Below are 21,538 nucleotides of genomic sequence, written 5' to 3'. Positions count from 1 at the left end.
CCGGGCCAGCCGGCACAGGCATCACGGCCGCGCGGGGGGCCGCAGGGGCTGCAGTGCGCGGAAGCGGCGGCCGTATTCGTCGGTCAGCTCGCGGGCCTCGTTGGGGTCGCGGATGATCTTGGGCGTCAGCAGGACGATGGTCTCCTCGCGGCGGGTGGTCGAGGTCTGGGTGCCGAACAGTCCGCCCAGCACCGGGATCCGGTTCAGGCCCGGGAAGCCGCGCGACCCGCGCGCCGCGCTGTCGCGGATCAGGCCTGCCAGCATCACCGTGTCGCCGCTCTGGATCGCCGCCTCGGTCTTCAGCTTTCGGGTGTCGATGCGCACGTTGCCGAACCGGTCCGGCTCGCCGCCGGGCGCACTGACTTCCTGGACGATGTCGAGAAACACCATGCCGTCCTTGGTGATGCGCGGGCGGACGGTCAGGATCACGCCGGTGTCCAGGTACTGGACCTGGCTGTAGCTGGTGTCGTTGCCGATGCCCGGGTTGACCGTCACCGAGGACACCGGGATGCGGCTGCCCACGTTGAAGGTCGCCTCGGCGTTGTTGCGCACCACCACCGAAGGGGTCTGCAGCATGTTGACGTCGGTCACGGCGTCCAGCGCCTTGATCACCGCCGCCGCATTGCGGCCAAGGAAGGTCCACGCCAGGCCGCCGGTCATGCCCTTGGCGTCGCCGACGCTGCCCGCCAGCGTGCTCCAGGTGGTGCGACCGAGCGCGCTGGGCAGGTCGTTGTCGGTCACCGCGTTCTCGAAGAACCAGTTGACGCCGTATTCCAGCTCGCCCGACAGCTGCACCTCGACCACCTGGGCCTCGATGTGGACCTGCATCGGCATCACGTCCAGCTGGCCGATCACGTCGCGGATCGACTGCCAGGCCTGCGGCGTGGAACGCACTAGCAGGGCGTTGGTCTCCTCCACCGCCGAGACGCCGACCTTGTCGCCACCGATCTCCAGCGACACGCTGGCGTTGCCGCTGCGGCTGCTGCCGAGCGACAGGCTCGCGCCACCGCCACTGCCACCGCCGCTGGACTTGTCGCCGAACCCCATGCTCGAGCCGCTCTCGCCGGAGGTGATTTCCGCCGAATCCAGGCCGGGCATCAGGCTAGGACCGCGGTCGCTGGCGCCGCTGTCGCCGCCGGCTGACGAGCCGCCGAAGACTTCCGCCAGGCGGTCGGCGAGGTCACGCGCCTTGATGTACTTGAGCTGGTAGGAATACAGCTGCACCGCGCCGCCGGCCCCGTCGATGCGCTCCAGCCATTGCTGGATGTTGTCCAGGTATTCGGGCTGGGAGGTGATCACCATCACCGCATTGGTGCCTTCCAGCGGCATGAACCGGAACATCCCGGCCACGGGTGATTTGCTGTCCTGGCCGAAGACCTTCTCCAGGTCCTCCACCACGCGCACCGCCTTGCCCGACTGCAGCGGGTAGACGCCCACCGACATGCCCGCCAGCCAGTCGACATCGAAGATCTCGATCGTGCGCAGGTAGTTCTGCAGTTCCGCGCGCGTGCCGCCGATGCTGATCACGTTGCGCGAGGCGTCGGTGTCGACGATCGCGTTGGGCCGTGCGTAGGGCTCGAGGATCTTCTTCATCTCCTCGGCCGACACGTAGCGCAGCGGCACCGTGCGGACCTCGAAGCCGCGTGCGCTGGCCGCGCCACCGGCGCGCGGTGCAACCGTGCCGGCGAGCGGCTGGTCGGCTGCGACGATGTTGTAGCGGCCGCCGCTGTAGATCATGCGCGCGTTGTTCCAGCCCAGCACCTGGTCCAGCAGGTTGATCGCCTCCGCCGCGCTGACGGGCTTGGGCGTGGCCAGGGTCACCGTGCCCTGCACGCCCGGCGCGATGACGTAGTTCTGCCCCAGCATGTCGCCCAGGATGGCCTTGACCACCGCGTGCAGCGATTCGCCCTCGAAGTTGAAGGTCGCCTCGCCGGTGGTCGCCGGCAGGCCCGGTGGCGGCGAGTTGGCCACCGCGGTGTCGATGAAGCGACCCGTGCCGCGCCGGATCTGCGGGCGCGGCCCGCCCTGGTGGGTTTCGGCGGGGGTGACACTGCCCAGCGCGTGCGTCTGGACGCCGTCCGCCGCCGGCTGGGCCATCTGCTCGGCGGTGCGCGGCACGGCCTCGCGGCGGATGCTGGGAACCGGCGCGCTGGCACACGCGGCCAGCAACGCCAGCATCACCAGGGCGGCGACAAGCGTGCGCAGCCGCCTGCTGGCCGGCCATGGGCGACGCGGGGGTGACGTCGCGATGGGGATATCGATGGCGTGTTGCTTCATTGCGTGCACTCTATTGGAACGTCAGTGGCTACATTTCGTCTTTGCGCAGGGCGGCGCGGCGGGCTTCAATCCGTTTCCGGATCGAATCCATCTGCGCCTGCGCCGGCTCGCTTGTTTGGGACGGATCGGCCGGTTCGCTTTCGGATTCCGTGGGCTGCGGCTCCCGGTTGGGGGAGGCAGTCTCGGGTTGCGGCATCGCCGGTGGCGGCGCAGCGGATTGTGCAGAGGGCGCACGGCCTGGCTGCGGGCCGCGGTCGGCGCGATTGTCCGGCGCCGGTGCAGCGCCACCGGACGGCAGCGCAGCGCTGGTCGCGACCGGGCCATTGCCGTCGAACAGTGCCAGCTCAAGGCTGCGGCGGCCCTGCGGACCTTCGAAAACCGCGCCGCGCGGGCTCACCTCGACCAGGCGCCAGCCCGAGTCCGCCAGTGGTGCGTCCAGCTTCACCCGGATCGGCTCGCCGTTCTCGCGCTTGCGCACGATGGCCATCGTGGTGCCCGGCGCAATCAGGACGCTGGTGAGGACGTAGTCGAACTCCTCGGATGGACGCTCGTCCCCGCCGCCTTCCATGAAAAACGGATGCGGACGACGGTCCTTGGCAAACAACGGACGATCGGCAATGCCCTGGTACTGGTCGAACGGACCAAGCGCCGGCTGCGTGGGCACTATTTGCGGCAGGGGGTTCAGCAGGGTCGGGTCGTCGGCCAGCAGCGCCACCCGCCCGCCCATGCCGGCAACGGCCAGCACCCAGGCCAGCAGCGCCCAGCCAGCGACACCGGCGAGCAACCGGGTGCGCGGCCCCAAGGCATCAAGGCGCATCGCTCACCCCGGCCGTCGTCGGCGCATCCAGGGGCAGCAGATAACCCGCCAGATCGAAGGACACATCCAGGCCGCCCATATCCACCGACTGGTTCCGGCTCAGGTACAGGGTCTCCGTCAGGATGTTCAGGTTGTCCACAAACAGCCGCGGACTGCCACTTTCCAGCAGGTACAGCACGCGGCTCAGCTCGGGCGTGCCACAACGCAGGCGGACCTGGGCGACAACGCGCCGATACGACTGGCGGTTGTCGGAATCGAGCGGCGAGCGGTTGGTGATTGCACAGCTGCGATTGCCGGGGCTGGCCTCCGCCACCACCGTTTCCAGGCGCTGGATCAGGCTGGCGGTGGCCAGTTCCGCGTTCGTTTCGGGCAGGAAGCCGGGGGTGTCGGCGTACTGCTCCCTCACCTGCTGCAGGCGTGCGGCCACCTGGGGCGCCTGCTGCAGCTGCATCCGCAGGCGCAACTCGCGTTGCTGCAGGGACTCGATCCGTGCGTCCGCCTCGCGCATCGGCACGGTCCACCACGGATGCACCAGCACACCGTAGGCGATCGCCAGCACGGCCAGCAGCAGACCGGCAGCCAGCCAGCGGTCGCGACGCGACGGCACCTCAGCGGTCGCGTGGTGCAGGCGCATCGGCGGTCTTCGGCGGGACGGGATTCGCTGCAGGTGCGGCAAGGTTGGCGGTCAACGTGAAACGGTCGCGACCGCTTTGCGGATCCGGCTGCAGCGCGCCGGCGAGCGCGGGCGACCGCCACTGCTCGGCCCCCTGCAGTTCGCCGATCAGCGCGGCCGCTTTGGTGCTCAGTCCGATCAGCATCAGCTGGTCGCCATTGATCGAGAGTTTTTCCAGGTAGGTGGTATCGGGCAGGCGCCTGGTGAGTTCATCGAGGATTTCGGTCGTCGGCGCGCGCTCCGCACGCAAGCGATCGAGGAACACCTGTCCTTCCAGCACCGCCGTCAATTGCTGGCGCTGCATGGCCGACCGACGGCCGGCGTCGGTTTGGCTGGCAATGACCTGCTCCAGCGCCGCTGCGGCACTGCGCCGGTTCTCGAGCAGCTGCCACAGCAGGGCGACGGTGGCCAGCAGCGCGACGCCGGCAAGCACGGCATTCCACACAGCCGCCGGATCGCGCCGGCGCCGGCGCTGTTCTGGCGGCAACAGGTTGACGCCCAACGGCGCCCCATCCGTCCCGGCCACGTCGACCCCGGCCAGTTCCGATGCCAACGGCCCCATCGCGGTGCGCTGCTGATCCAGCAGATGCCGCGGCACCACCACCAGTTCGACGTCCAGTTGGCCATCGCTTTCGCGGCGTCCCAGCACGCGCGCATCGAAGGCGACGGCATCGGCGGTGAACGGGGTTTGCCGGTCGATCTCGAAACCGACCACGTCGCGCAGACGTTCCAGCGCACTTGCCGGCAGGTTGATCCGTCGCGTCAGGCTGCTGGCCGCCGGCAGCAGCAACCAGCGCGGCAGCTCGGCCAGGCGTGGCCCCAGCAAGGACCCCAGCGCATCGCCATCGGCATGGGAGCGGGCGACCAGCGGCGGCAACGGGACCCGCGCCATGTCGATCAGCGCGTCATCGCGTTGCCGGCGCAGCTGCATTTCGTCCGCGACGACCTGGAGCAGGACGCGACCGCGGCCGAATCCCAGGGCCTGGCGCAACGCCGGCGGCAGCCAGGCCGCCAGCGAGCGGCCCCACCATGACAGGTAGCCACCCACGCCCGGCACCAGGTGCGTGCCCACGCGCCCCAGGCGGACGCCGATGGTGGAACCTGGCTGGCTCATCGTGGCGAAGCTCCCTCTTCCCAGTACAACGTGGTGTAGGCCGGGCCAGGGCCAACGGGGGGGTTGGTCAGCACGACGGCGCGCAACAGTGAGCGACGGCCGTCGGCCAACTGCGCGCGGCTGTCGATACTATACGTTCCGCCGGCTGCCGAACCGCCGCCCAGACCGGGCGACGCGCCGCCCCCGGCCATGGGCAGTCCGGTGGCGGGATCGACGACGCCGCGTCCGGCGACGATCCGCTCGCCGTCCATGCCCATGGCGTCGAGGACCGGAGCAGCGGCGAAGGCGGGGTCGGGGCGCAGCGAGCGGCTGTAGACCGTCACGTGCGGGGCGATCTTCGCATACAGCGCCGGGGTGAAGCCCAACACCTGTTCCAGTTCGGCGATGCTTTCAAACTCGGCGTCCTTGGCGCCGTAGGCGCGCCCGGCCGCGGCGTAGTCGGCGTCCTCGGCGCCGCCCGCGGGCTGGCTCAGCGAATCCGGGTCGCGCCAGTCGATGATCGCCCCGGCCAGGCGCGTGGCCTCGCCCGGATCGCTGCCCAGCGCCCGCAGCAGGCCGGCCATGAGCGTCGCGTCGGCGTGGTTGAGGTCGACCTTGCCACCTTCGGCCACGATCCGCACCTGCACCTGCGCGCCGGCGTACTCCCACTCATACGGGCGCCCATCGGGATGCCACTGCACCCGCGGATCGGACTGGGCCAGACGATGCAGCGCGTACTCCAGCCCGGCGCGCGCGGCGCCCTGGGCGTTGATACCTCGGGCCAGAACCTGGCCCTGCATGTGCTCGACCCGGGCGGTCATCGCGAACGCCCCCACCAGCGCGGTGAGCAGGACGATCATCCACAGCACCAGCAGCAAGGCGGCGCCACTACTGCCGGGTCGCGAGGATGGGTGCGGATGGTGGGCCACCGGCTTCACCAGCTGCGGCCTGCAGAGCCGGAGACGGCGCCCATGGCCTGCGGAATCGCCACCACCAGCGTCGGCCACTTGCCGCCATCGGCATCGGTGAGGCTGGCCTCGACCAGCACCGGCAAGCGGTCGACTGCGGCCCAGCGGTCGGTCCACGCGCCCAGCTCGCCGCTTTCCGGGTCGATGCCGCGGTAGCGGAAGCGCGCCGAGGCCAGCCCGTCCAGCAGGATGTCAGGGGCGCGGCCGCGCGGGTCCTCCACGGTCTCCCCCGCCGACACGATGTCCAGTGCCAGGACGATCCGATGCGCGCCATCGCTGCGCTCGACCTGGAAATCGTGCGAATACGGACCGCCGCGGCCCAGGTAATCGGGCAGGTCGGCGACGAAGCGCATCCGCTCCGGCTCGCCGAGGAAACGCTGCGGACGCTCATTCGCCTGGCCGGTATGGAACGCCACCGGCCGCGCCGCGCTGATGCGCCTGCGCAGGAAGCCCTCCACCGCGCGCATGCGCTCGCTGCGCTCGGCCAACGCCTCGCCGCGGGTCGCGGTCTGGCTGGCCGCGGTCAAGGTCGCAAACGCCAGCGCCAGCCCGGCGGCAAGCAGCACCGTCGCCAGCATCACCTCGACCAGGGTGAAGCCGCGCGCTCCTGCCCTGTCCGGTCCCACGCGAATGATGCCGTCGCAACGGCCTGCGATACCCAATCGCCCGCGCCCCCCGCCTCCTGTTTCCACAGAGCACCTCACGGGACACTGCCCACAGAGGTATCGGGCGGCGCCAGCCGCAAACTGCGCACCTGCAACTGCTCGCCCGGGCCAGCTGCGCCCCACTGCACGGCCATATCCACCTCGAGCAAGCGCTGGTCTGCCGGGGACTGCGGCAGGTTAGCCAATGCCGGGTCCTGCCAGGGCTTGATCGACAGGGTCCAGCGGTAGCGCCCGTCCTCGAAATCGCCATCTCGTCGCCCGGGCTGCAGCGGTTCGGTGATGCCGACCGTGTCCAGCAGCGACTGCGCGTGCAGCGCCGCGCGTCCCGCATCCGCGGACCAGCGCACCTGACGGGTGGCGCCGGACAGGGTCCCCAGCAGCAGGGTCAGGCCCAGCGCCAACAACGCGAAGGCGACGATCACCTCGATCAGGGTGTATCCATGCTGGGTCGTGGGCCTCTGCATCAGTTGCCACTCCCGGCGCGCTTGACGCTGACCTGCCCGGTCAGCCAGGCCACGTCGATGTCCCACACCGCGCCGTCCCGGCTGAGCTGGACCCGACCGCCGGTGGCGGCGCCGTCGGCGAAAAACATCACCGCGCCCTGCCCCTCGGCGGGCTGGATCTGGCGGGCACCGATGAAGCGCACATCGATCGCGGTCGGGATGGTGCCGGCGCGGCCCTTGGGCGCCTGCCAGGTTCGCGCAGCGGGATCGATCACGAAGCGCTGCGGCTCACCGGTCGCGATCGCGTGGGTACGGGTGAAGCGCAACTGCGCCGCGACCTCCTTCACCGCCGCGCGCAGCTGGGTGCCCTTCATGCCGCCGCTGAAGGCCGCAGCCGCGAGCAGGCTGGTGCCGGCGATCAGGCCGATCACCAGCAGCATCTCCAGCAGCGAAATGCCCCGCTGGCGACGGCTCGACGATGGTCCCGCGCTCCCCCCGATGCGCATGTCCGCTGGCAGGAGCGCGCGCAAGGTCAGTCGTAGTGGATGTCGCTGTCGACGCTGGTGCCGCCGACCTTGCCGTCCTTGCCCAGCACGACCAGATCGAACGGGCCGCTTTCACCGGGTGTGCGGTACTCCACCCGATGCCCCCACGGGTCGTTCAGCTCGGCCGGTTTGGCGTACGGCCCCAGCCAGCCGGCGGCATTGCCGGGCGCGGTCACCAGCTCATCCAGCGTGGTTGGCAGCCGGCCGGTGTCCATCTGGAATGCCTCGACCTTCTGGCCCAGCGTCATCACCTGGGATTTGGCCAGGTTCGCCTTGGCGCGGTCGGCACCCCCCAGCACGCGCGAGCCGACGAAGGTGAGCACCGCGCCGATCAGCACGATCACGATGATGATCTCGATCAGGCTCATGCCGGCCTGCGACGCGGCGGCGGGGGAACGGGTCAGGGAACGTTTGTTGCGCATTGTGGAAGGTCCTTTGGGGGGAAGAGTGCTTGCCGGTGAGCCGGCCATCGGAGGCGCGCGGGTCATCCGATCGAACTGGTGAGGTCGTACAGCGGCGTCAGCACCGCCATCACCACCACGCCGACCAGTCCGGCCAGGACGACGGTAACAATCGGCACCAGCGCCGCGAGCATGCGGTCCAGGGCGATCGATGTCTGGTGCTCGAAGGTCTCGGCGGTCTTGACCAGCATGGTATCCAGCGCGCCGGACTCCTCGCCGACCTGGATCATCTGCAGCGCCAGGCGCGGGAAGCGCTTGCCACGCGCGAGCGCAGTGGACAGGGCAACGCCGTTCTTGACCTCGTCGCTGGCAGTCGCGACATCCGCGGCCAGCACGCGATTGCCCAACACCTTCTGGCCGATCCCCAGCGCGGCCATCAAGGGCACCCCGTTGCGCACCAGCGTGCCCAGCGTGCGCGCCAGCCGCGCGGTCTCGACCTTGGCGACCAGGTCGCCGAAGAAACGCCGGCGCAGCAGCCAGCCGTCCAGCTTCGCGCGGAATGCCGGATCCCGGCGCTTGCGATCAAACACCAGCAACGCCACGGCCGGAATCACCACCAGCAGGATCCACCAGTCGCGCACGAACAGGCCGACCCCCAGCACGATCTTGGTGAACCCCGGCAACGGCGCGTCCAGGCTCTCGTACATCTGGGCGAACTGGGGCACGACATAGCCCAGCAGGAACAGCAGGCTGAGTCCGACCATCACCAGCAGGATCGCCGGATAGATCAGCGCGTTGATGACCCGCGACTGCATCGCCCGCGAGCGCTCCAGGTAGTCGGCCAGGCGCGACAGCGTCTCGTGCATGCTGCCGCCCGCCTCGCCGGCGCGCACCATATTGATGTACAGCCGCGAAAACGTGCCGTGCTGGCGTTCCAGTGCGCTCGACAGCGACGCGCCCCCGCGCACCGCGTCGCGCACGTCGCTGACCACCCGCCGCGCGGCCTCGTCCTCGGGCAGCTCCAGCAGGATCGTCAGCGCGCGGTCCAGCGGCTGGCCGGCGCCCAGCAGGGTCGCCAGTTGCTGGGTGAACTGGACCAGGCGCTCGCCGGCAAACGGACGCGGCTTGAACAGCGCGCGCCACACCGGCACGCCGCTGCCTTCGCTGGCCAGGCGCGCCTCCACCGGCAGATGGCCCTGCTCCTGCAGGCGCGCGGCGACCTCCGCATCGCTGGCGGCCTCCATCTGGCCGTCGAGCATCTCGCCGCGGGCGTTGATCGCCTTGTAGGTGTAGAGGGCCATCGGCTCAGGCGTCCTCGGTGACCCGCAGGACTTCCTCGATCGTGGTCAGCCCCGCCAAGGCCTTGAGCATGCCGTCCTCGTACATCGTGCGCATGCCGCCGTCGCGGGCGATGCGCTCGATCTCGCCCATGCCGGCGTGGCGCATCACCGCGCTGCGCAGGGCATCGTTGATGACCATGAACTCCATGATCGTGGTGCGTCCCTGGTAGCCGGTCGGCGCCAGCGCGGACGGCCTGGGGCGGTACAGCAGGATCTCGCCCTCGGGCTGGTAGCGGCGCAGCTCGAAGCGCTCGATCTCCTCGGCCGTGGCCGGCACGCGCTCGGCGTGGGTCGGCTCCAGCCGCCGCACCAGTCGCTGGGCGAGGATGCCGTTGATGGTGGAGGTCAGCAGGTAGTCCTCCACCCCCATGTCCAGCAGGCGGGTGATGCCGCCGGCGGCGTTGTTGGTGTGCAGCGTGCTCAGCACCAGATGTCCGGTGAGGGCGGACTGGATCGCGATGCGCGCCGTCTCCAGGTCGCGCATCTCGCCGATCATGATGATGTCCGGATCCTGGCGCACGATCGAGCGCAGCGCGTGCGAGAAATCCAGCCCGATCTGCGGCTTGGCCTGGATCTGGTTGATGCCTTCGATCTGGTACTCGACCGGGTCCTCGACGGTGATGATCTTCACCCCCGGCGTGTTGAGTTTGCTCAGCGCGGTGTACAGCGTGGTGGTCTTGCCCGAGCCGGTCGGCCCGGTCACCAGCAGGATCCCGTGCGGCTGCTGCAACACGTGCTCGAACTGCGGCAGGAATTCATCGGTGAAACCCAGCCGGTGGAAATCCAGCACCACCGATTCGCGGTCCAGCAGGCGCATCACCACCGATTCGCCGTGCGCGGTCGGCACCGTGCTCACGCGCAGGTCCAGCTCGCGACCCTGCACCCGAAGCATGATCCGCCCGTCCTGCGGCAGACGCCGCTCGGCGATGTTGAGCTTGGCCATGATCTTGATCCGGCTGATCACCGCCGCGGTCAGGTTGACCGGCGGGCTCTCGCCATCGATCAACACCCCATCGACGCGGTAGCGCACCTTGAGCCGGTTCTCGAACGGCTCGATGTGGATGTCGGAGGCCCGCAACTCGACCGCGCGCTGGATCACCAGGTTGACCAGCCGGATCACCGGCGCCTCGGAGGCGAGGTCGCGCAGGTGCTCCACGTCGTCCAGGTCACCGCCGCTCTCGCCCTCGGCGGTCTCGATGATGGTGCCCATCGCGCTGCGGCCCTGGCCATGCCAGCGCTCGATCAGCTCATCGATCTCCGAGCGCAGGGCGACGCTGGCGCGCACCTCGCGGCCGGTCGCCAGGCGCACCGCGTCCAGGGTGTAGGGATCCTGCGGGTCCGCCGCAAGCACCTCGACCGCGTCCGCGGTTTCCGCCACCGGGCAGATCGCGAACTGCTTCATGAACTTGGTGGTCAGCGCGACGCCCTCGGGCGGCAACTCGGGCAGGTCCTTGGCGCTGACCAGCGGCAACTGCAGTACCTCGGCCACGGTCTCGGCGTGGGCGCGCTCGGAGACCAGGCCCAGCCGGGCCAGCAGCGCCAGCAGGCTGCCGCCGGTCTCCTCGTGCAGCCGCCGCGCGCGGGCCAGGTCGACGTCCTTCAGCCGCCCCTTGGCGCGCAGCGCATCGACCAGCGAGGCATCGACCCCGCCGTCCGTGTCGTCAACCCGGGCAATGATTCCAGCTTCCACGTGGCGTCCTTTTGCCTGCCACCCTCGACTTTATCAGCTGCGCGTGGCGGCGGATCGCTGCCCGACACCGGCTTTGGCTATCATCGCGAGACTCGGGGGAGAAGCGGGACGCGGGTCGCAGGACGCGGCACGGCCGTGCATTGCCCCCACCAGCGAAACGGGGAGCGGTTCGATGCAGGATGCGAAGCGGTTGCAACGGGTGTGGGAGCTGTTCGACCTGCTCGCCGAGCGCGCCCCGGAGGTGCGGAGCGCCGAGCTGGAGACGCTGGAGGCCGACCCGGCGATCCGCGCGGAGGTCCAGGCGCTGCTTCGCGACGCCGACACGCACACCGTCGATACCGACGCGCTGCGCTCGCCGCCGCCCCCGCTGCTGGCACCCGGCACCCGGATCGGTCACTGGGAAATCGAGCACCTGATCGGCCGTGGCGGCATGGGCGAGGTCTACATGGCGCACCGCTTCGGCGGCGATTTTGAACAGCGCGCCGCGCTCAAGTTGTTGATGCGGATGGATTCGGCGCAGGACCGCGCCGGCTTCGTCGCCGAGCGGCAGATCCTCGCCCGCCTGGAGCATCCCGGCATTGCGCACCTGCTGGACGGCGGCGAGGTCAACGGTGTTCCGTACGCGGTGATGGAATACGTGGAAGGCGTGCCGTTGACCCGCGCCCCCGACCTCGGCCTGGAGCGGAAGCTGGCGCTGGTCCTGCAGGCGTGCGACGCGGTCAGCCACGCCCACCAGCATCTGGTGATCCACCGGGACCTGAAGCCGGGCAACATGCTGGTCACCCCGGAGGGACGGCTGAAGCTGCTGGATTTCGGCATTGCCAAACACCTGGCGCCGGCAGCCGAGCGCGACAGCGAACCCGCCGCCAGCGGGCACGCGTCGCCGGACTACTGCGCGCCCGAGCAGCTGACGGGCGCGCCGGTCTCCACTGCGACGGACGTCTATTCGCTTGGCGTGATCCTGTACGAATTGCTGACGCAGCACCGGCCCTGGCAGCTGACCGGCGCGGCCCAGATCCGTGCCCTCGAGCGTCTGTCACAGCCGGCCCCGCAACCGCCCAGCACGCGCGTCGAGGGGCGGATGCGCAAGGCCTTGCGCGGCGACCTGGACGCCATCGTGCTCAAGGCGCTGCAGACCGACCCGGCGCAACGCTATCGCACGGTGGCCGAGCTGGCGTCGGATCTGCGCGCGCATCTGGGTCGACATCCGGTCGCCGCACGCAGGCAGACGCTTGGCTATCGGCTGGGCTGCCGAATCCGCCGCCACCGCGTCGCCTACGCCCTGGCTGCCGCGGTGTTTGCCAGCCTCGCGCTGGGCCTGGTGGGTGTGGCATGGCAGGGCCGGCAGGCCACCATCGAACGCGACCACGCGCGCCGGCAGGCGGTACGCAACGATGCCGTGCGCCAATACCTGACGCTGATGTTCCGCACCGCCAGCGGTACCCAGGAGCACGACGAAGTCACCGCCAAATCGGTGTTGGACGGCGCCGCCAAGCGGGTCCATGACGAGTTCGCCGGTGACCCGGAAAGTTACGCCGACGTGGCCCTGGCGCTGGCCGAGCTGTATTTCCAGATCAACGACTACACCGGCGCACGGCCCCTGCTGGTGCGCCTGTTGCGCGACGACGCCGGCGTCGCCGAGCACGTCCGCGCAATGGCGATGCACGACCTGGCCCAGGTCAGCTTCCGCGAGAGCCAGACCGACCAGGCGCGCGACCTGCTCGACCAGGCGCAGAAGTTCTGGAACGCGGAGCCGGCCACGTACCGCGCAGAGCTGCTGGACAGCCGCCTGTTGCAGTCGCAGATCCAGCGCGCGCTGGGTGATCCGGGGCTTGCCCTGCGCACGCTGGAGGAAGCGCTGCCGCAGCGCGTCGAACTGTCCGGCCTGCAACACCGCGACACCGCGGTGCTGATCAACAACCTCGGCCTGGCCTACTACCAGATCGGCCAGTTGGACGACGCGATCGTCCAGTTGAAGCGCGCACACGCCATCTGGCAGACGCTCGGCCAGGAAAACAGCTCCGATGCGCTCAATACGCTGAACAACTGGGCCAGCGCCGCGGTCCAGTCCGGCCGACGCGAAGAGGCGGCGGAAATCTACTCTCGGACACTGGAGCTGCGGCGCAAGCTGTACGGCCCCTCCGGTGCGCTGGCGGCACTGATGAACAACCTGGGCAAGACCCTCAGCCAGCTGGACCGCCACGAGGAGGCCGTCCCGTTGCTGCGCGAGGCGATTGCGATGGGGCACGAGCACGCCGGTGGCGAGACCGGAACCATAGCGCTCGCCGCCGGCCTCGGCCTGGTGGACGCGCTGGCCGGGATCGGCGAAGTCGCACCGGCGCGCGAAAAGCTCGACAGCCTGGCCCCGGCGATCATGGCGACTTTCGGCAGCGAGCATCCGTTCGCGGCCATGCTCGAGATCTCACGGGCCCGGGTGGAGCGTGCCGAAGGCAATGCCGACGCCGCCAGCGCCGCGCTGGGTCTGGCCAGGCAACGGCTGCAGGCGATGGGGCCGGCCGGCGCCGCCTATCTGGCGCAGCTTGAGACCCTGCAGGAGCAATGGCGCGAGTAAGCGCATGCGTTCGGTCGCATCGCCCAGCGCAGGTTGCGGGGCAGCTCAGCCGCCTTCGCGCTCCTCGTCCTCGCCGACTTCGTCCCCGTCGAGGGAAGCGTGTCCGCGGTACTCACCCAGCGCCTTTTGCAGCCACGCACGCGCCTTGATCCAGTCCCGCCGCACGGTGCGCTCGGTCACGCCGAGGATGTCGGCGGTTTCCACTTCCGTGTAGCCGGCGAAATACCGGCACTCGACCACCCGCGCCATCCGCGGTTCGATGGCGGCCAGCTGCTCGACCGCCTCGCCCACCACCACACGGGTTTCGCACTCGGTGACCATCAGCGCCGCCTGGGCCTGGGTGTGGTTGTCCGGATCGTCCAGCGAGATCGGCACGCGACCCTCGCCGCGGCGCAGGCGCAACCGCGAGCGCGCCTCATCGACCATCACATGGCGCATCGCGACCGCGGCGGACGCGAGGAAGTGCCGATGCGATTTCCACGGCCCCACGTTGGCCATCTTCAGGTAGGCCTCGTGGATCAGCGCCGTGGTCTGTAGCGCGCTGCCGGACGAGCGCGCACGGATGCCCCGCGCGGCGCGGCGCAGGTCGGGGTACAGCAGCGGTGCAAGATCGGCAGCGCCCGCCCCGGCCATGTCCGGCTCCAAACCCCCGTCCGGTTCGACCCGAACGGCTTTCATTCCCTTCCCCATCGCGGAGTCCCTCTCCTGATGCGCGACCGATGCCGGCGTCGCCTCCCTTGGCCGGGAGGATACACCGCAGGCGCCATGGCCATCAGCGCAGGTCCGGCGGCCGAGTGCGGGTGAGTGGGCTGCAGCGCGGACCGGCCGGCCTCAAGGTTCCTGGCGCGATCCGCTCCACACGCGGCCCAACGCCTGCGTGTGCTGGCGCCGCTGCGGCAGCGTGTCCTGCCACCAGCGGGTGCGTGTATCCACTGCGCCCGCCGTCCCCGCGCCGTCCGCGGCGGTCCGCCGGCCTGCTCCGGAGTACGCGTTGAGGGTGAAGTAGAGACCGTCGCCGAGGACGTGCAGGTCACTGGTTCCGGTATCAAGCCGTGCTTTTGCACCAATCCCGGCGACCTCCTCAAACGGGCCCGAGGGGTTCGCGGGCGGAAGCCGTGGCGACGCGCCGGCGGTGGCGTCCTGGAACAGCTCGCGTGCCTGCGCGCCGCTTGCGCCGACCGCGCGGACATGCACGGTCACCTCCAGCAGGTCGCGCTCGTCCTCCCAGCGGTAGGCGCACAGCGACGACATCGAGGACTGCTCGATCAGTGCTGCATCGATGGAGAAGGCGGATGCCACCATCTGGCGGGTCACTACCGCGCAGGGCGCGTTGCGGGGGTCGCCCGCGGTGTCGGGCGGTCCGGCCAGCGCCGGCGGCGTGGCGGGCCCGGCAGTACAGCCCGCCAGCAGTGCGAGCGCCACAACCGTCGCCCCAGCGAGGCGCAATGAGCGCGACACCGATGGGACCCGACCGTCAACCCGCCAATGCCTGTCGTCCACCCCGTGCATCGCGACCCCCATCGAAATGCCTGCAACCACGGCCCTTGAGTGGTCACTTCCTGCCCGGATGTACGTCGGCGCGCAGCCGGTCCGGACACGCGTTCAAGTCGGCGGGGCGACGCGCAGTGTGCGCCGCCCCGGGGCGGGACCTCAGCCGGTGAACGCGCGCGCGTTGCGGAACATCCGCAGCCACGGCGAGTCCTCGCCCCACTCCGAGGGGGCCCAACTCAGGTTGGCGGTACGCAGCGTGCGCTCCGGATGCGGCATCAGGATCGTCGCCCGGCCGTCGGCGCTGGTCACTGCGGCGATCGCATCGGCCGAGCCGTTCGGGTTGGCCGGATAATCCACCGCCGGCTGCCCGCCCGCGGCGACATAGCGCGCCACCGGGTGTGCCGCCGCCTGGTCGGCCGGGTTCGCGAACGCCGCGCGGCCCTCGCCGTGCGAGACCACCACCGGAATGCGCGAGCCGGCCATGCCGGCCATGAAGATCGACGGCGATTCGGCGATCTCCAGCAGGCTGAGGCGCGCCTCGAACTGCTCGCTGCGGTTGCGCAGGAACCGCGGCCAATGGCCCGCTCCCGGGATGATCGAGCCCAGCTGGCTGAGCATCTGGCAGCCGTTGCAGATTCCCAGGGTGAACGTGTCCTCGCGCTGGAAGAACGCGGAGAAACCGTCGTGCAAGGCCGGGTGCTCCAGAATCGAGGTGGCCCATCCGCGGCCCGCGCCGAGCACGTCGCCGTAGCTGAAACCGCCGCCGGCGGCGAGGCCCTTGAATCCGTCCAGCGCGAGCCGGCCGCTGATCAGGTCGCTCATGTGCACGTCGACGGCCTCGAAACCGGCGCGGTCGAACGCCGCGGCCATCTCAATCTGGCCGTTGACGCCCTGCTCGCGCAGGATTGCCACCCGCGGCCTGCGCTGAACGTGCACGAAGGCGCTGGCCACGTCCTCGGCCGGATCGAAGGACAGCTTCGGTGACAGGCCGGGCGCATTGAACTCGCGCATTGCCGCGCGTTCCTGGTCGGCGCACTCGGGGTTGTCGCGCAGCTTCTGCATCGCGTGGGTGGGCGACCACCAGGCATCGAACAGTTCGTCCCACGCCCACTGCGCCAGCAACTCGCCGCCGCCGTGCACGCGGATGGCCGCCGCGGTGCTTGGCCGCGCGATGCGCTGGGCGCAATCGACCAGTCCGTGGCGGGCCAGCAGGTCGGCGAACTCGACGCGGTCGTCCGCGTTGACCTGCACGACCGCGCCCAGTTCCTCGTTGAACAGGGTCCGGAACGCGTCCTCGCCCCAGCCGTCCAGGTTGATGTCCAGCCCGGTATGTGAGCAGAACGCCATCTCGCAAAGGGTGGCGAACGCACCGCCGTCGGAACGGTCGTGGTAGGCCTGCAGCAGGCCGGCGGCGCGAGCGTCGCGGATCAGTTCGAAGAAGGCGCGCAGACGCTCCGGATCGTCCAGGTCCGGCACGCCCGAGGTCCGGCGGCCGTCCTCGGAGGACTGCCCGGCAAACGCCGGCAGCCCGCCTACATCGCCGCGGGTAGCGTGGGGATGGACCTGCGCCAGCACCGATCCGCCCATGCGCTGCTTGCCTGCGCCCAGCCCGATGAGCCACAGCTCGGAATCCTGGCCCGAGCTCAGCAGCGGGGTCAGTTGGCGGCGCACGTCGGTGACCGGCGCAAACGCGCTGACCACCAGCGATACCGGCGATACGGACTTGTGCGACGTACCGTCCACGTCCCATTGCGCCTGCATCGACAGCGAGTCCTTGCCGACCGGAATGCTCAACTCGATCTGCGGGCACAGCTCCATGCCCACCGCCTTGACCGCATCGAACAGCAGGGCGTCTTCGCCGTCGTGACCGGCGGCGGCCATCCAGTTGGCGGACAGCTTGATCCGGTCCAGCGATTCCACCGGCGCCGCGCACAGGTTGGTGATCGCCTCCCCAACGGCCATGCGTGCGGACGCGGCAGCGTCCAGCAGCGCCAGCGGGGTGCGCTCGCCGATCGCCATGGCCTCACCGGCAAAGCCGCTGAAACCGGCAAACGTGATCGCGCAATCGGCCACCGGCACCTGCCACGGGCCGACCATCTGGTCGCGCGCGGTCAGGCCGCCGACGCTGCGGTCGCCAATGGTGATCAGGAACTGCTTGGCCGCCACCGCCGGGTGGGCGAGCACGCGCAGGGCGGCGTCGCGCAGGTCCAGGCCGTCCCAGGCGAGCGACGGCCAGGCCGGTGCGGCGGGGCGGCGGGTGTCGCGGTGCATCTTGGGCGCCTTGCCGAAAAGCACGTCCATCGGCAAATCGATCGGGTGGCCGGCAGCGTCCGCCGCAACCCGGGCATCCGCAGCGGCCGTGGCGCCGTCCGCGCCGTAGATGGTGTCGACCGTCACCCCGTAGCCCACCACCAGCCGCTCGTTGGCGGTCGCATGGCCGACCACGGCGAACGGGCAGCGCTCGCGCTCGCAGATCGCCGCAAACTCGGCTACGCGTTCGGCGGCGATGCCGAGCACGTAGCGCTCCTGGGATTCGTTGCACCACAGCTGCATCGGCGACAGGGACGGGTCGTCGCTGGGCACCTTGGCCAGGTCGATGACTCCGCCCAGGCGGGAGTCGTGCAGCAGCTCGGGGATCGCGTTCGACAGGCCACCTGCGCCGACATCGTGGGCCGTGTCGATCGGGTTGTCCGCGCCGAGCGCCACGCAGCTGTCAATGACTTCCTGGCAGCGCCGCTCCATCTCCGGGTTGTCGCGCTGGACGCTGGCAAAGTCCACTGCCTCGTCGCTGTCGCCGGAGGCCACCGAACTGGCGGCACCGCCGCCCAGGCCGATCAGCATCGACGGACCGCCCAAGACAACCACTGCGTGCCCGGGCTTGAGGCCGAGCTTCTCGACCTGGATGCGGTCCATCACGCCCAGGCCGCCGGCGAGCATGATGGGCTTGTCGTAGGCGCGCGTCAGCGTCGTCGCGTCGCTAGCGGCATCGGACAGCTCGAAGCTGCGGAAGTAGCCGGTCAGGTTCGCGCGGCCGAATTCGTTGTTGAACGCCGCCGCGCCCAGCGGGCCGTCGAGCATGATCTCCAGTGCGCTGGCCATGCGCGGGTTGAGCACGCGCTCGCCCTCCCAGGGCTGCGGCAGGGTCGGGATGCGCAGGTGCGAGACGGTGAAGCCGCACAGGCCGGCCTTGGGCTTGCCGCCACGGCCGGTGGCGCCCTCGTCGCGGATCTCGCCCCCTGCGCCGGTCGCGGCGCCGGCAAAGGGCGAGATCGCCGTGGGGTGGTTGTGGGTCTCGACCTTGATGCAGAACGCGGAATCCACCACCGGCTCGAGGCGATAGGCAGCGCTGATCGGATCGGGCCGGAAGCGCTGGCTGGGGTAGCCCGCCACCACGGCCGCGTTGTCGCTGTATGCCGACAGGGTGTGCTGCGGCGTGGTCGCGTGGGTGTGCTTGATCATCCCGAACAGCGACGTCGGCTGGTCGATGCCGTCGATCGTCCAGCTGGCGTTGAAGATCTTGTGCCGGCAATGCTCCGAGTTCGCCTGGGCGAACATCATCAGCTCGACGTCGGATGGCGCGCGCCCAAGCTCCGCATAGCGCTCGCGCAGGTAGGCGATCTCGTCATCGGCCAGGGCCAGGCCGAGACGGCTGTTGGCCGCCTCCAGCCCATCCAGGTCGATCCGTTCCAGCGCGACCTGCTGCGGAACCTCGAACAGCGCCAGCGCCGCCTCACGCGAGGACAGCAGCGACTGGGTCATGGGGTCGTGCAGCTCGGCGGCGAGCCGCTCACAGAGATCAGGATCCTCCGGCCATCCGGCCAGGTCGAAACGGGTGCCGTGCTCGACGCGGTAAACGGGCAGCCCGGCGTCGCGGACCAGCTCGGTGGCCTTGCTCGCCCAAGGCGACAGGGTGCCCAGCCGCGGCGTGACGAAACGCGAGACCGCGCCGTCCTGGCGGGATGCAAACTCCGGCCCGGCCTGCAGTATCCGGCCCAGCACCGGGCCATCCACCCGTGCGCCCCGGTCGGGCTTGACCCAGTACACCGGCCAGGCGCCCAGCAGGCGCACGTCGGGGTGGTGGCTCTGCAGCCGGGCTTGGAGACGTTCGCGTCGGAACGCAGACAGGGCGGAGGCGCCCTCGAGCACGATCATGTGCGGAAAACCACAGGTCGACGGGCCGACCATTGTAAGTCAGCCCGTGCAGGCGCGCGCGGCCCTGAGGTGCCGGCGCGGCGCCCGTAGCAGGCGCTACTGGTTGGCCGCGCCGCTGCAGTAGGCGTTGATGGCCGCCTGGGCGAGCTGCTTCTGCGCTTCGCGCTGCTCGGCGTTCATCGCGGTGCCCTCGCCATTGCCGTCACTGCCCTGCATCTGGATAGGGCCCTCGCCCTCGAGCAGCGCCAGGTTGGCACGCGCGGTGGTGCACTGGCTGTTCTCGACCGGCGCCTGCGCGGTCGTCTCACTGGCGGTGCCGGCGCCCGCGGTGGTGATGCGACGGTTCTGGTATTTGCCGCTGGGCGGCGGGGCGTCGGAATAGTGGGTGACTCCGCTGGCATCCTTCCACTGGAACAGCTCACCGGCCGAGAGCGGCAAGGCCACCATCAGGCCGGCCACCATCGAGGTGGCAAGGGCCAGGCGGGCCGCGAGGCGACGTACAGGCAGAGCAGGCAGACCGGTCATGAGCGCTTCCATTGCAGTGTCGGGGGATGACATCGCCATGATTGCAGCATTCCGCCGCAACGCAAGCAAGCGCTAGACTGCTGAAATGGAACCTACACAACCCCTTACCCCGCCGGTACGCCAGCGACCGCGCGGCATCTACCTGTTGCCCAACCTGTTCACCACGGGCGGCCTGTTTGCCGGCTTCTACGCGATCATTTCCGCGACCCAGGGCCATTTCGACAATGCCTGCATCGCGATTTTCGTCGCCGCCATCCTCGATGGGCTGGACGGCCGGGTCGCCCGGCTGACCAATACCCAGAGCGAATTCGGCGTGCAATACGATTCGCTGGCGGACCTGATCAGCTTCGGGCTGGCGCCGGCGCTGGTGATGTACCACTGGTCGCTGGCCTCGATGTCGCTGGACGGCATCACCGCGCGCAAGATCGGCTGGGTGGCGGCGTTCCTGTATGCCGCCTGCGCCGCGCTGCGGCTGGCGCGGTTCAACTCGCAGGTCGGCCAGGTGGACAAGCGCTGGTTCATCGGCCTGGCCAGCCCGGCTGCCGCCGGCCTGCTCGCAAGCTTCGTCTGGACCTGTTTCACGATGGGCTACTCGGGGGTCGAACTGCGCTATCTGGCCGTGTTCGCCACCGTAGTCGCGGCGCTGCTCATGGTCAGTCCGATCCGCTACTTCAGCTTCAAGGGCGGCGGGCCCAAGCACGACCGCCTGCCGTTTCTGTCCGTGCTGGTGGTGGTCGCGGTGGTAGCGGCCATCGCCATTGATCCGCCGCGGGTGCTGCTCGCCATCATTGCCCTCTACGCGATGTCCGGTCCCGTGCATGCCATCTACCGGCGCGTGCGCCGAACGCCGGTGGAAGCGACGACGCCATGAGCCTGTGGACGGTCCAGCAACACGAGTGGTTGCAGGCCCTCGGCCTCCCGGTCCTGTTGCTCGCCGGGAATCCGACCCTGCAGGCGCCGGCCGCACCTGCACATCCCCGGAGCGCCGACACGGGTCACCCGCAGCAAGCGGCGCGACCGTCTCCGGTCATCGAGCCGCCCAGCGCGCCCGACGCGCCCGCACGCGAACCGGTGGCTCGAGCGGCGCGCACCGATGCCGCGGCGAAAAGGGCTGCCCTGGACGCGGCGCGCGGTGCGCGACGGGCGATACGCCGGCCGCTGTTGCCCAGCGAGGATCCGCTCCTGCTGGCAATCCTGCGGGTCAGCGGGATGGAGGCACCGGTGTTCGAGGTCGCGGCGCAGGCCTGGCGGATCGACCTGGTCCGCCTGCGCAGCGATCCTGCGGCCAAGCGCAGCCTGTGGCAGCAGATGCGCAAGGCGCGCCAAAACCGGGACGGGTGAGCGCCATGGCCGCCGAACCGTCCTTCCAGCCGCTGCCCCACCGGCCGATGCGCCCGGAGGACCTGGCCGCGGTACACGCGCTGGAAGTGCGCGCCTACGAATTTCCGTGGACCCAAGGCATCTTCCGTGACTGCCTGGCCTCGGACTACCCGGCCCGGGTGGTCGAACGCGACGGCGCCATCGTCGGCTACTTCCTGCTCAGCATCGCCGCCGGTGAGGCGCACATCCTCAACATCTGCATCGCCCCCGAGCTGCAGGGCCAAGGCCACGGCCGCGCACTGCTGCACGTGCTGCTGCAGATCGCGCGGGCGCGTCGCGTGCAACGCATCTTCCTGGAAGTGCGGCCGAGCAATCCACACGCGATCGCGCTGTACCACGACGAGGGTTTCAACGAGATTGGGCGCCGGCCGCGCTATTACCCGGCGCGCAAGGGCCGCGAGGACGCCCTGGTGATGGCGCTGGAACTGTTCAACGACGCCTGACCGGCGTCTTCTGCACGGCCAGCCGCGCCCGTGCGAAGGCGGAAACCGAAAAGCAAAAACCCG

At 70.0% G+C, this 21,538-nt stretch carries 19 protein-coding genes; 4 read left to right on the top strand and 15 right to left on the bottom strand.

Features of this window, described 5'->3' with window-relative positions; translation table 11 throughout:
- Window positions 1–21: 21 nt before the first annotated feature.
- The 11 genes from gspD to gspE all read right to left on the bottom strand — a co-directional run bounded on the left by gspD (window position 22) and on the right by gspE (window position 10,900).
- Entirely contained in the window at window positions 22–2,178 is a 2,157-nt protein-coding gene (gene gspD, locus INQ40_RS02235) for a type II secretion system secretin GspD (RefSeq protein WP_228482166.1), read from the bottom strand.
- Between the two features lie 127 nt (window positions 2,179–2,305).
- Window positions 2,306–3,094 (bottom strand): general secretion pathway protein GspN, encoded by a 789-nt coding sequence (locus INQ40_RS02230; protein ID WP_194341468.1) that lies wholly within the window; start codon window positions 3,092–3,094, stop codon window positions 2,306–2,308.
- Window positions 3,084–3,728 (bottom strand): type II secretion system protein GspM, encoded by a 645-nt coding sequence (gene gspM / locus INQ40_RS02225; protein ID WP_194341466.1) that lies wholly within the window; start codon window positions 3,726–3,728, stop codon window positions 3,084–3,086. The genes INQ40_RS02230 and gspM overlap by 11 nt, the downstream gene beginning before the upstream one ends.
- Window positions 3,703–4,881 carry a PilN domain-containing protein gene (locus INQ40_RS02220; protein WP_194341456.1) on the bottom strand — a complete coding sequence of 393 codons (1,179 nt, stop codon included), beginning with the start codon at window positions 4,879–4,881 and terminating at the stop codon, window positions 3,703–3,705. The genes gspM and INQ40_RS02220 overlap by 26 nt, the downstream gene beginning before the upstream one ends.
- Window positions 4,878–5,720 carry a type II secretion system protein GspK gene (locus INQ40_RS02215; protein ID WP_194342373.1) on the bottom strand — a complete coding sequence of 281 codons (843 nt, stop codon included), beginning with the start codon at window positions 5,718–5,720 and terminating at the stop codon, window positions 4,878–4,880. The genes INQ40_RS02220 and INQ40_RS02215 overlap by 4 nt, the downstream gene beginning before the upstream one ends.
- A 74-nt stretch (window positions 5,721–5,794) precedes the next feature.
- Window positions 5,795–6,454, bottom strand: a complete 660-nt coding sequence (locus INQ40_RS02210) for a prepilin-type N-terminal cleavage/methylation domain-containing protein (RefSeq protein WP_345776533.1) — start codon at window positions 6,452–6,454, stop codon at window positions 5,795–5,797.
- Between the two features lie 74 nt (window positions 6,455–6,528).
- Window positions 6,529–6,957 carry a prepilin-type N-terminal cleavage/methylation domain-containing protein gene (locus tag INQ40_RS02205; protein ID WP_194341454.1) on the bottom strand — a complete coding sequence of 143 codons (429 nt, stop codon included), beginning with the start codon at window positions 6,955–6,957 and terminating at the stop codon, window positions 6,529–6,531.
- Window positions 6,957–7,442, bottom strand: coding sequence for a GspH/FimT family pseudopilin (locus INQ40_RS02200; protein ID WP_194341452.1), 486 nt, complete (start codon window positions 7,440–7,442; stop codon window positions 6,957–6,959). Before INQ40_RS02200 ends, INQ40_RS02205 begins: the two co-directional genes overlap by 1 nt.
- A 26-nt stretch (window positions 7,443–7,468) precedes the next feature.
- Entirely contained in the window at window positions 7,469–7,903 is a 435-nt protein-coding gene (locus INQ40_RS02195) for a type II secretion system protein GspG (protein WP_194341450.1), read from the bottom strand.
- A gap of 62 nt (window positions 7,904–7,965) precedes the next feature.
- Window positions 7,966–9,183: a type II secretion system F family protein gene (locus tag INQ40_RS02190; protein WP_194341448.1), complete on the bottom strand. Its 1,218-nt coding sequence runs from the start codon at window positions 9,181–9,183 to the stop codon at window positions 7,966–7,968.
- Window positions 9,184–9,187: 4 nt separating this feature from the next.
- Entirely contained in the window at window positions 9,188–10,900 is a 1,713-nt protein-coding gene (gene gspE / locus INQ40_RS02185; RefSeq protein ID WP_194342371.1) for a type II secretion system ATPase GspE, read from the bottom strand.
- Window positions 10,901–11,084: 184 nt separating this feature from the next.
- Here gspE and INQ40_RS02180 point away from each other — a divergent pair, with 184 nt between their 5' ends.
- A complete protein-coding gene (locus INQ40_RS02180) occupies window positions 11,085–13,484 on the top strand; it encodes a serine/threonine-protein kinase (protein ID WP_194341446.1) in 2,400 nt (799 codons plus the stop codon).
- A gap of 45 nt (window positions 13,485–13,529) precedes the next feature.
- On the opposite strand, the gene INQ40_RS02175 is transcribed toward INQ40_RS02180, so the two are convergent.
- The 4 genes from INQ40_RS02175 to INQ40_RS02160 form a co-directional block, all read right to left on the bottom strand.
- The gene (locus INQ40_RS02175; RefSeq protein WP_194341444.1) at window positions 13,530–14,117 is read right to left on the bottom strand and encodes an ECF-type sigma factor; all 588 of its coding nucleotides are present in this window, start codon (window positions 14,115–14,117) and stop codon (window positions 13,530–13,532) included.
- Between the two features lie 198 nt (window positions 14,118–14,315).
- On the bottom strand, window positions 14,316–14,906 hold the full coding sequence (locus INQ40_RS02170; RefSeq protein WP_194341442.1) for a hypothetical protein: 591 nt from the start codon (window positions 14,904–14,906) through the stop codon (window positions 14,316–14,318).
- A gap of 228 nt (window positions 14,907–15,134) precedes the next feature.
- Window positions 15,135–19,127, bottom strand: coding sequence for a phosphoribosylformylglycinamidine synthase (gene purL, locus INQ40_RS02165; RefSeq protein ID WP_194341440.1), 3,993 nt, complete (start codon window positions 19,125–19,127; stop codon window positions 15,135–15,137).
- A gap of 96 nt (window positions 19,128–19,223) precedes the next feature.
- Window positions 19,224–19,691 carry a DUF4124 domain-containing protein gene (locus INQ40_RS02160; RefSeq protein WP_228482090.1) on the bottom strand — a complete coding sequence of 156 codons (468 nt, stop codon included), beginning with the start codon at window positions 19,689–19,691 and terminating at the stop codon, window positions 19,224–19,226.
- Window positions 19,692–19,737: 46 nt separating this feature from the next.
- Here INQ40_RS02160 and pssA point away from each other — a divergent pair, with 46 nt between their 5' ends.
- From pssA to rimI, 3 genes are read left to right on the top strand one after another with little or no spacing between them, the layout of a single operon-like run.
- A complete protein-coding gene (gene pssA / locus INQ40_RS02155) occupies window positions 19,738–20,523 on the top strand; it encodes a CDP-diacylglycerol--serine O-phosphatidyltransferase (protein ID WP_194341438.1) in 786 nt (261 codons plus the stop codon).
- On the top strand, window positions 20,520–20,993 hold the full coding sequence (locus tag INQ40_RS02150; RefSeq protein ID WP_194341436.1) for a hypothetical protein: 474 nt from the start codon (window positions 20,520–20,522) through the stop codon (window positions 20,991–20,993). The genes pssA and INQ40_RS02150 overlap by 4 nt, the downstream gene beginning before the upstream one ends.
- A gap of 5 nt (window positions 20,994–20,998) precedes the next feature.
- The gene (rimI, locus tag INQ40_RS02145; RefSeq protein WP_194341434.1) at window positions 20,999–21,475 is read left to right on the top strand and encodes a ribosomal protein S18-alanine N-acetyltransferase; all 477 of its coding nucleotides are present in this window, start codon (window positions 20,999–21,001) and stop codon (window positions 21,473–21,475) included.
- Window positions 21,476–21,538 lie beyond the last annotated feature (63 nt).

It is taken from the genome of Lysobacter sp. H21R4, from assembly GCF_015277535.1.
Classification (GTDB): domain Bacteria; phylum Pseudomonadota; class Gammaproteobacteria; order Xanthomonadales; family Xanthomonadaceae; genus Novilysobacter; species Novilysobacter ciconiae.
The sequence above is the reverse complement of the archived record's forward strand: the minus strand, read 5'-3'. Positions and strand labels throughout refer to the sequence as shown.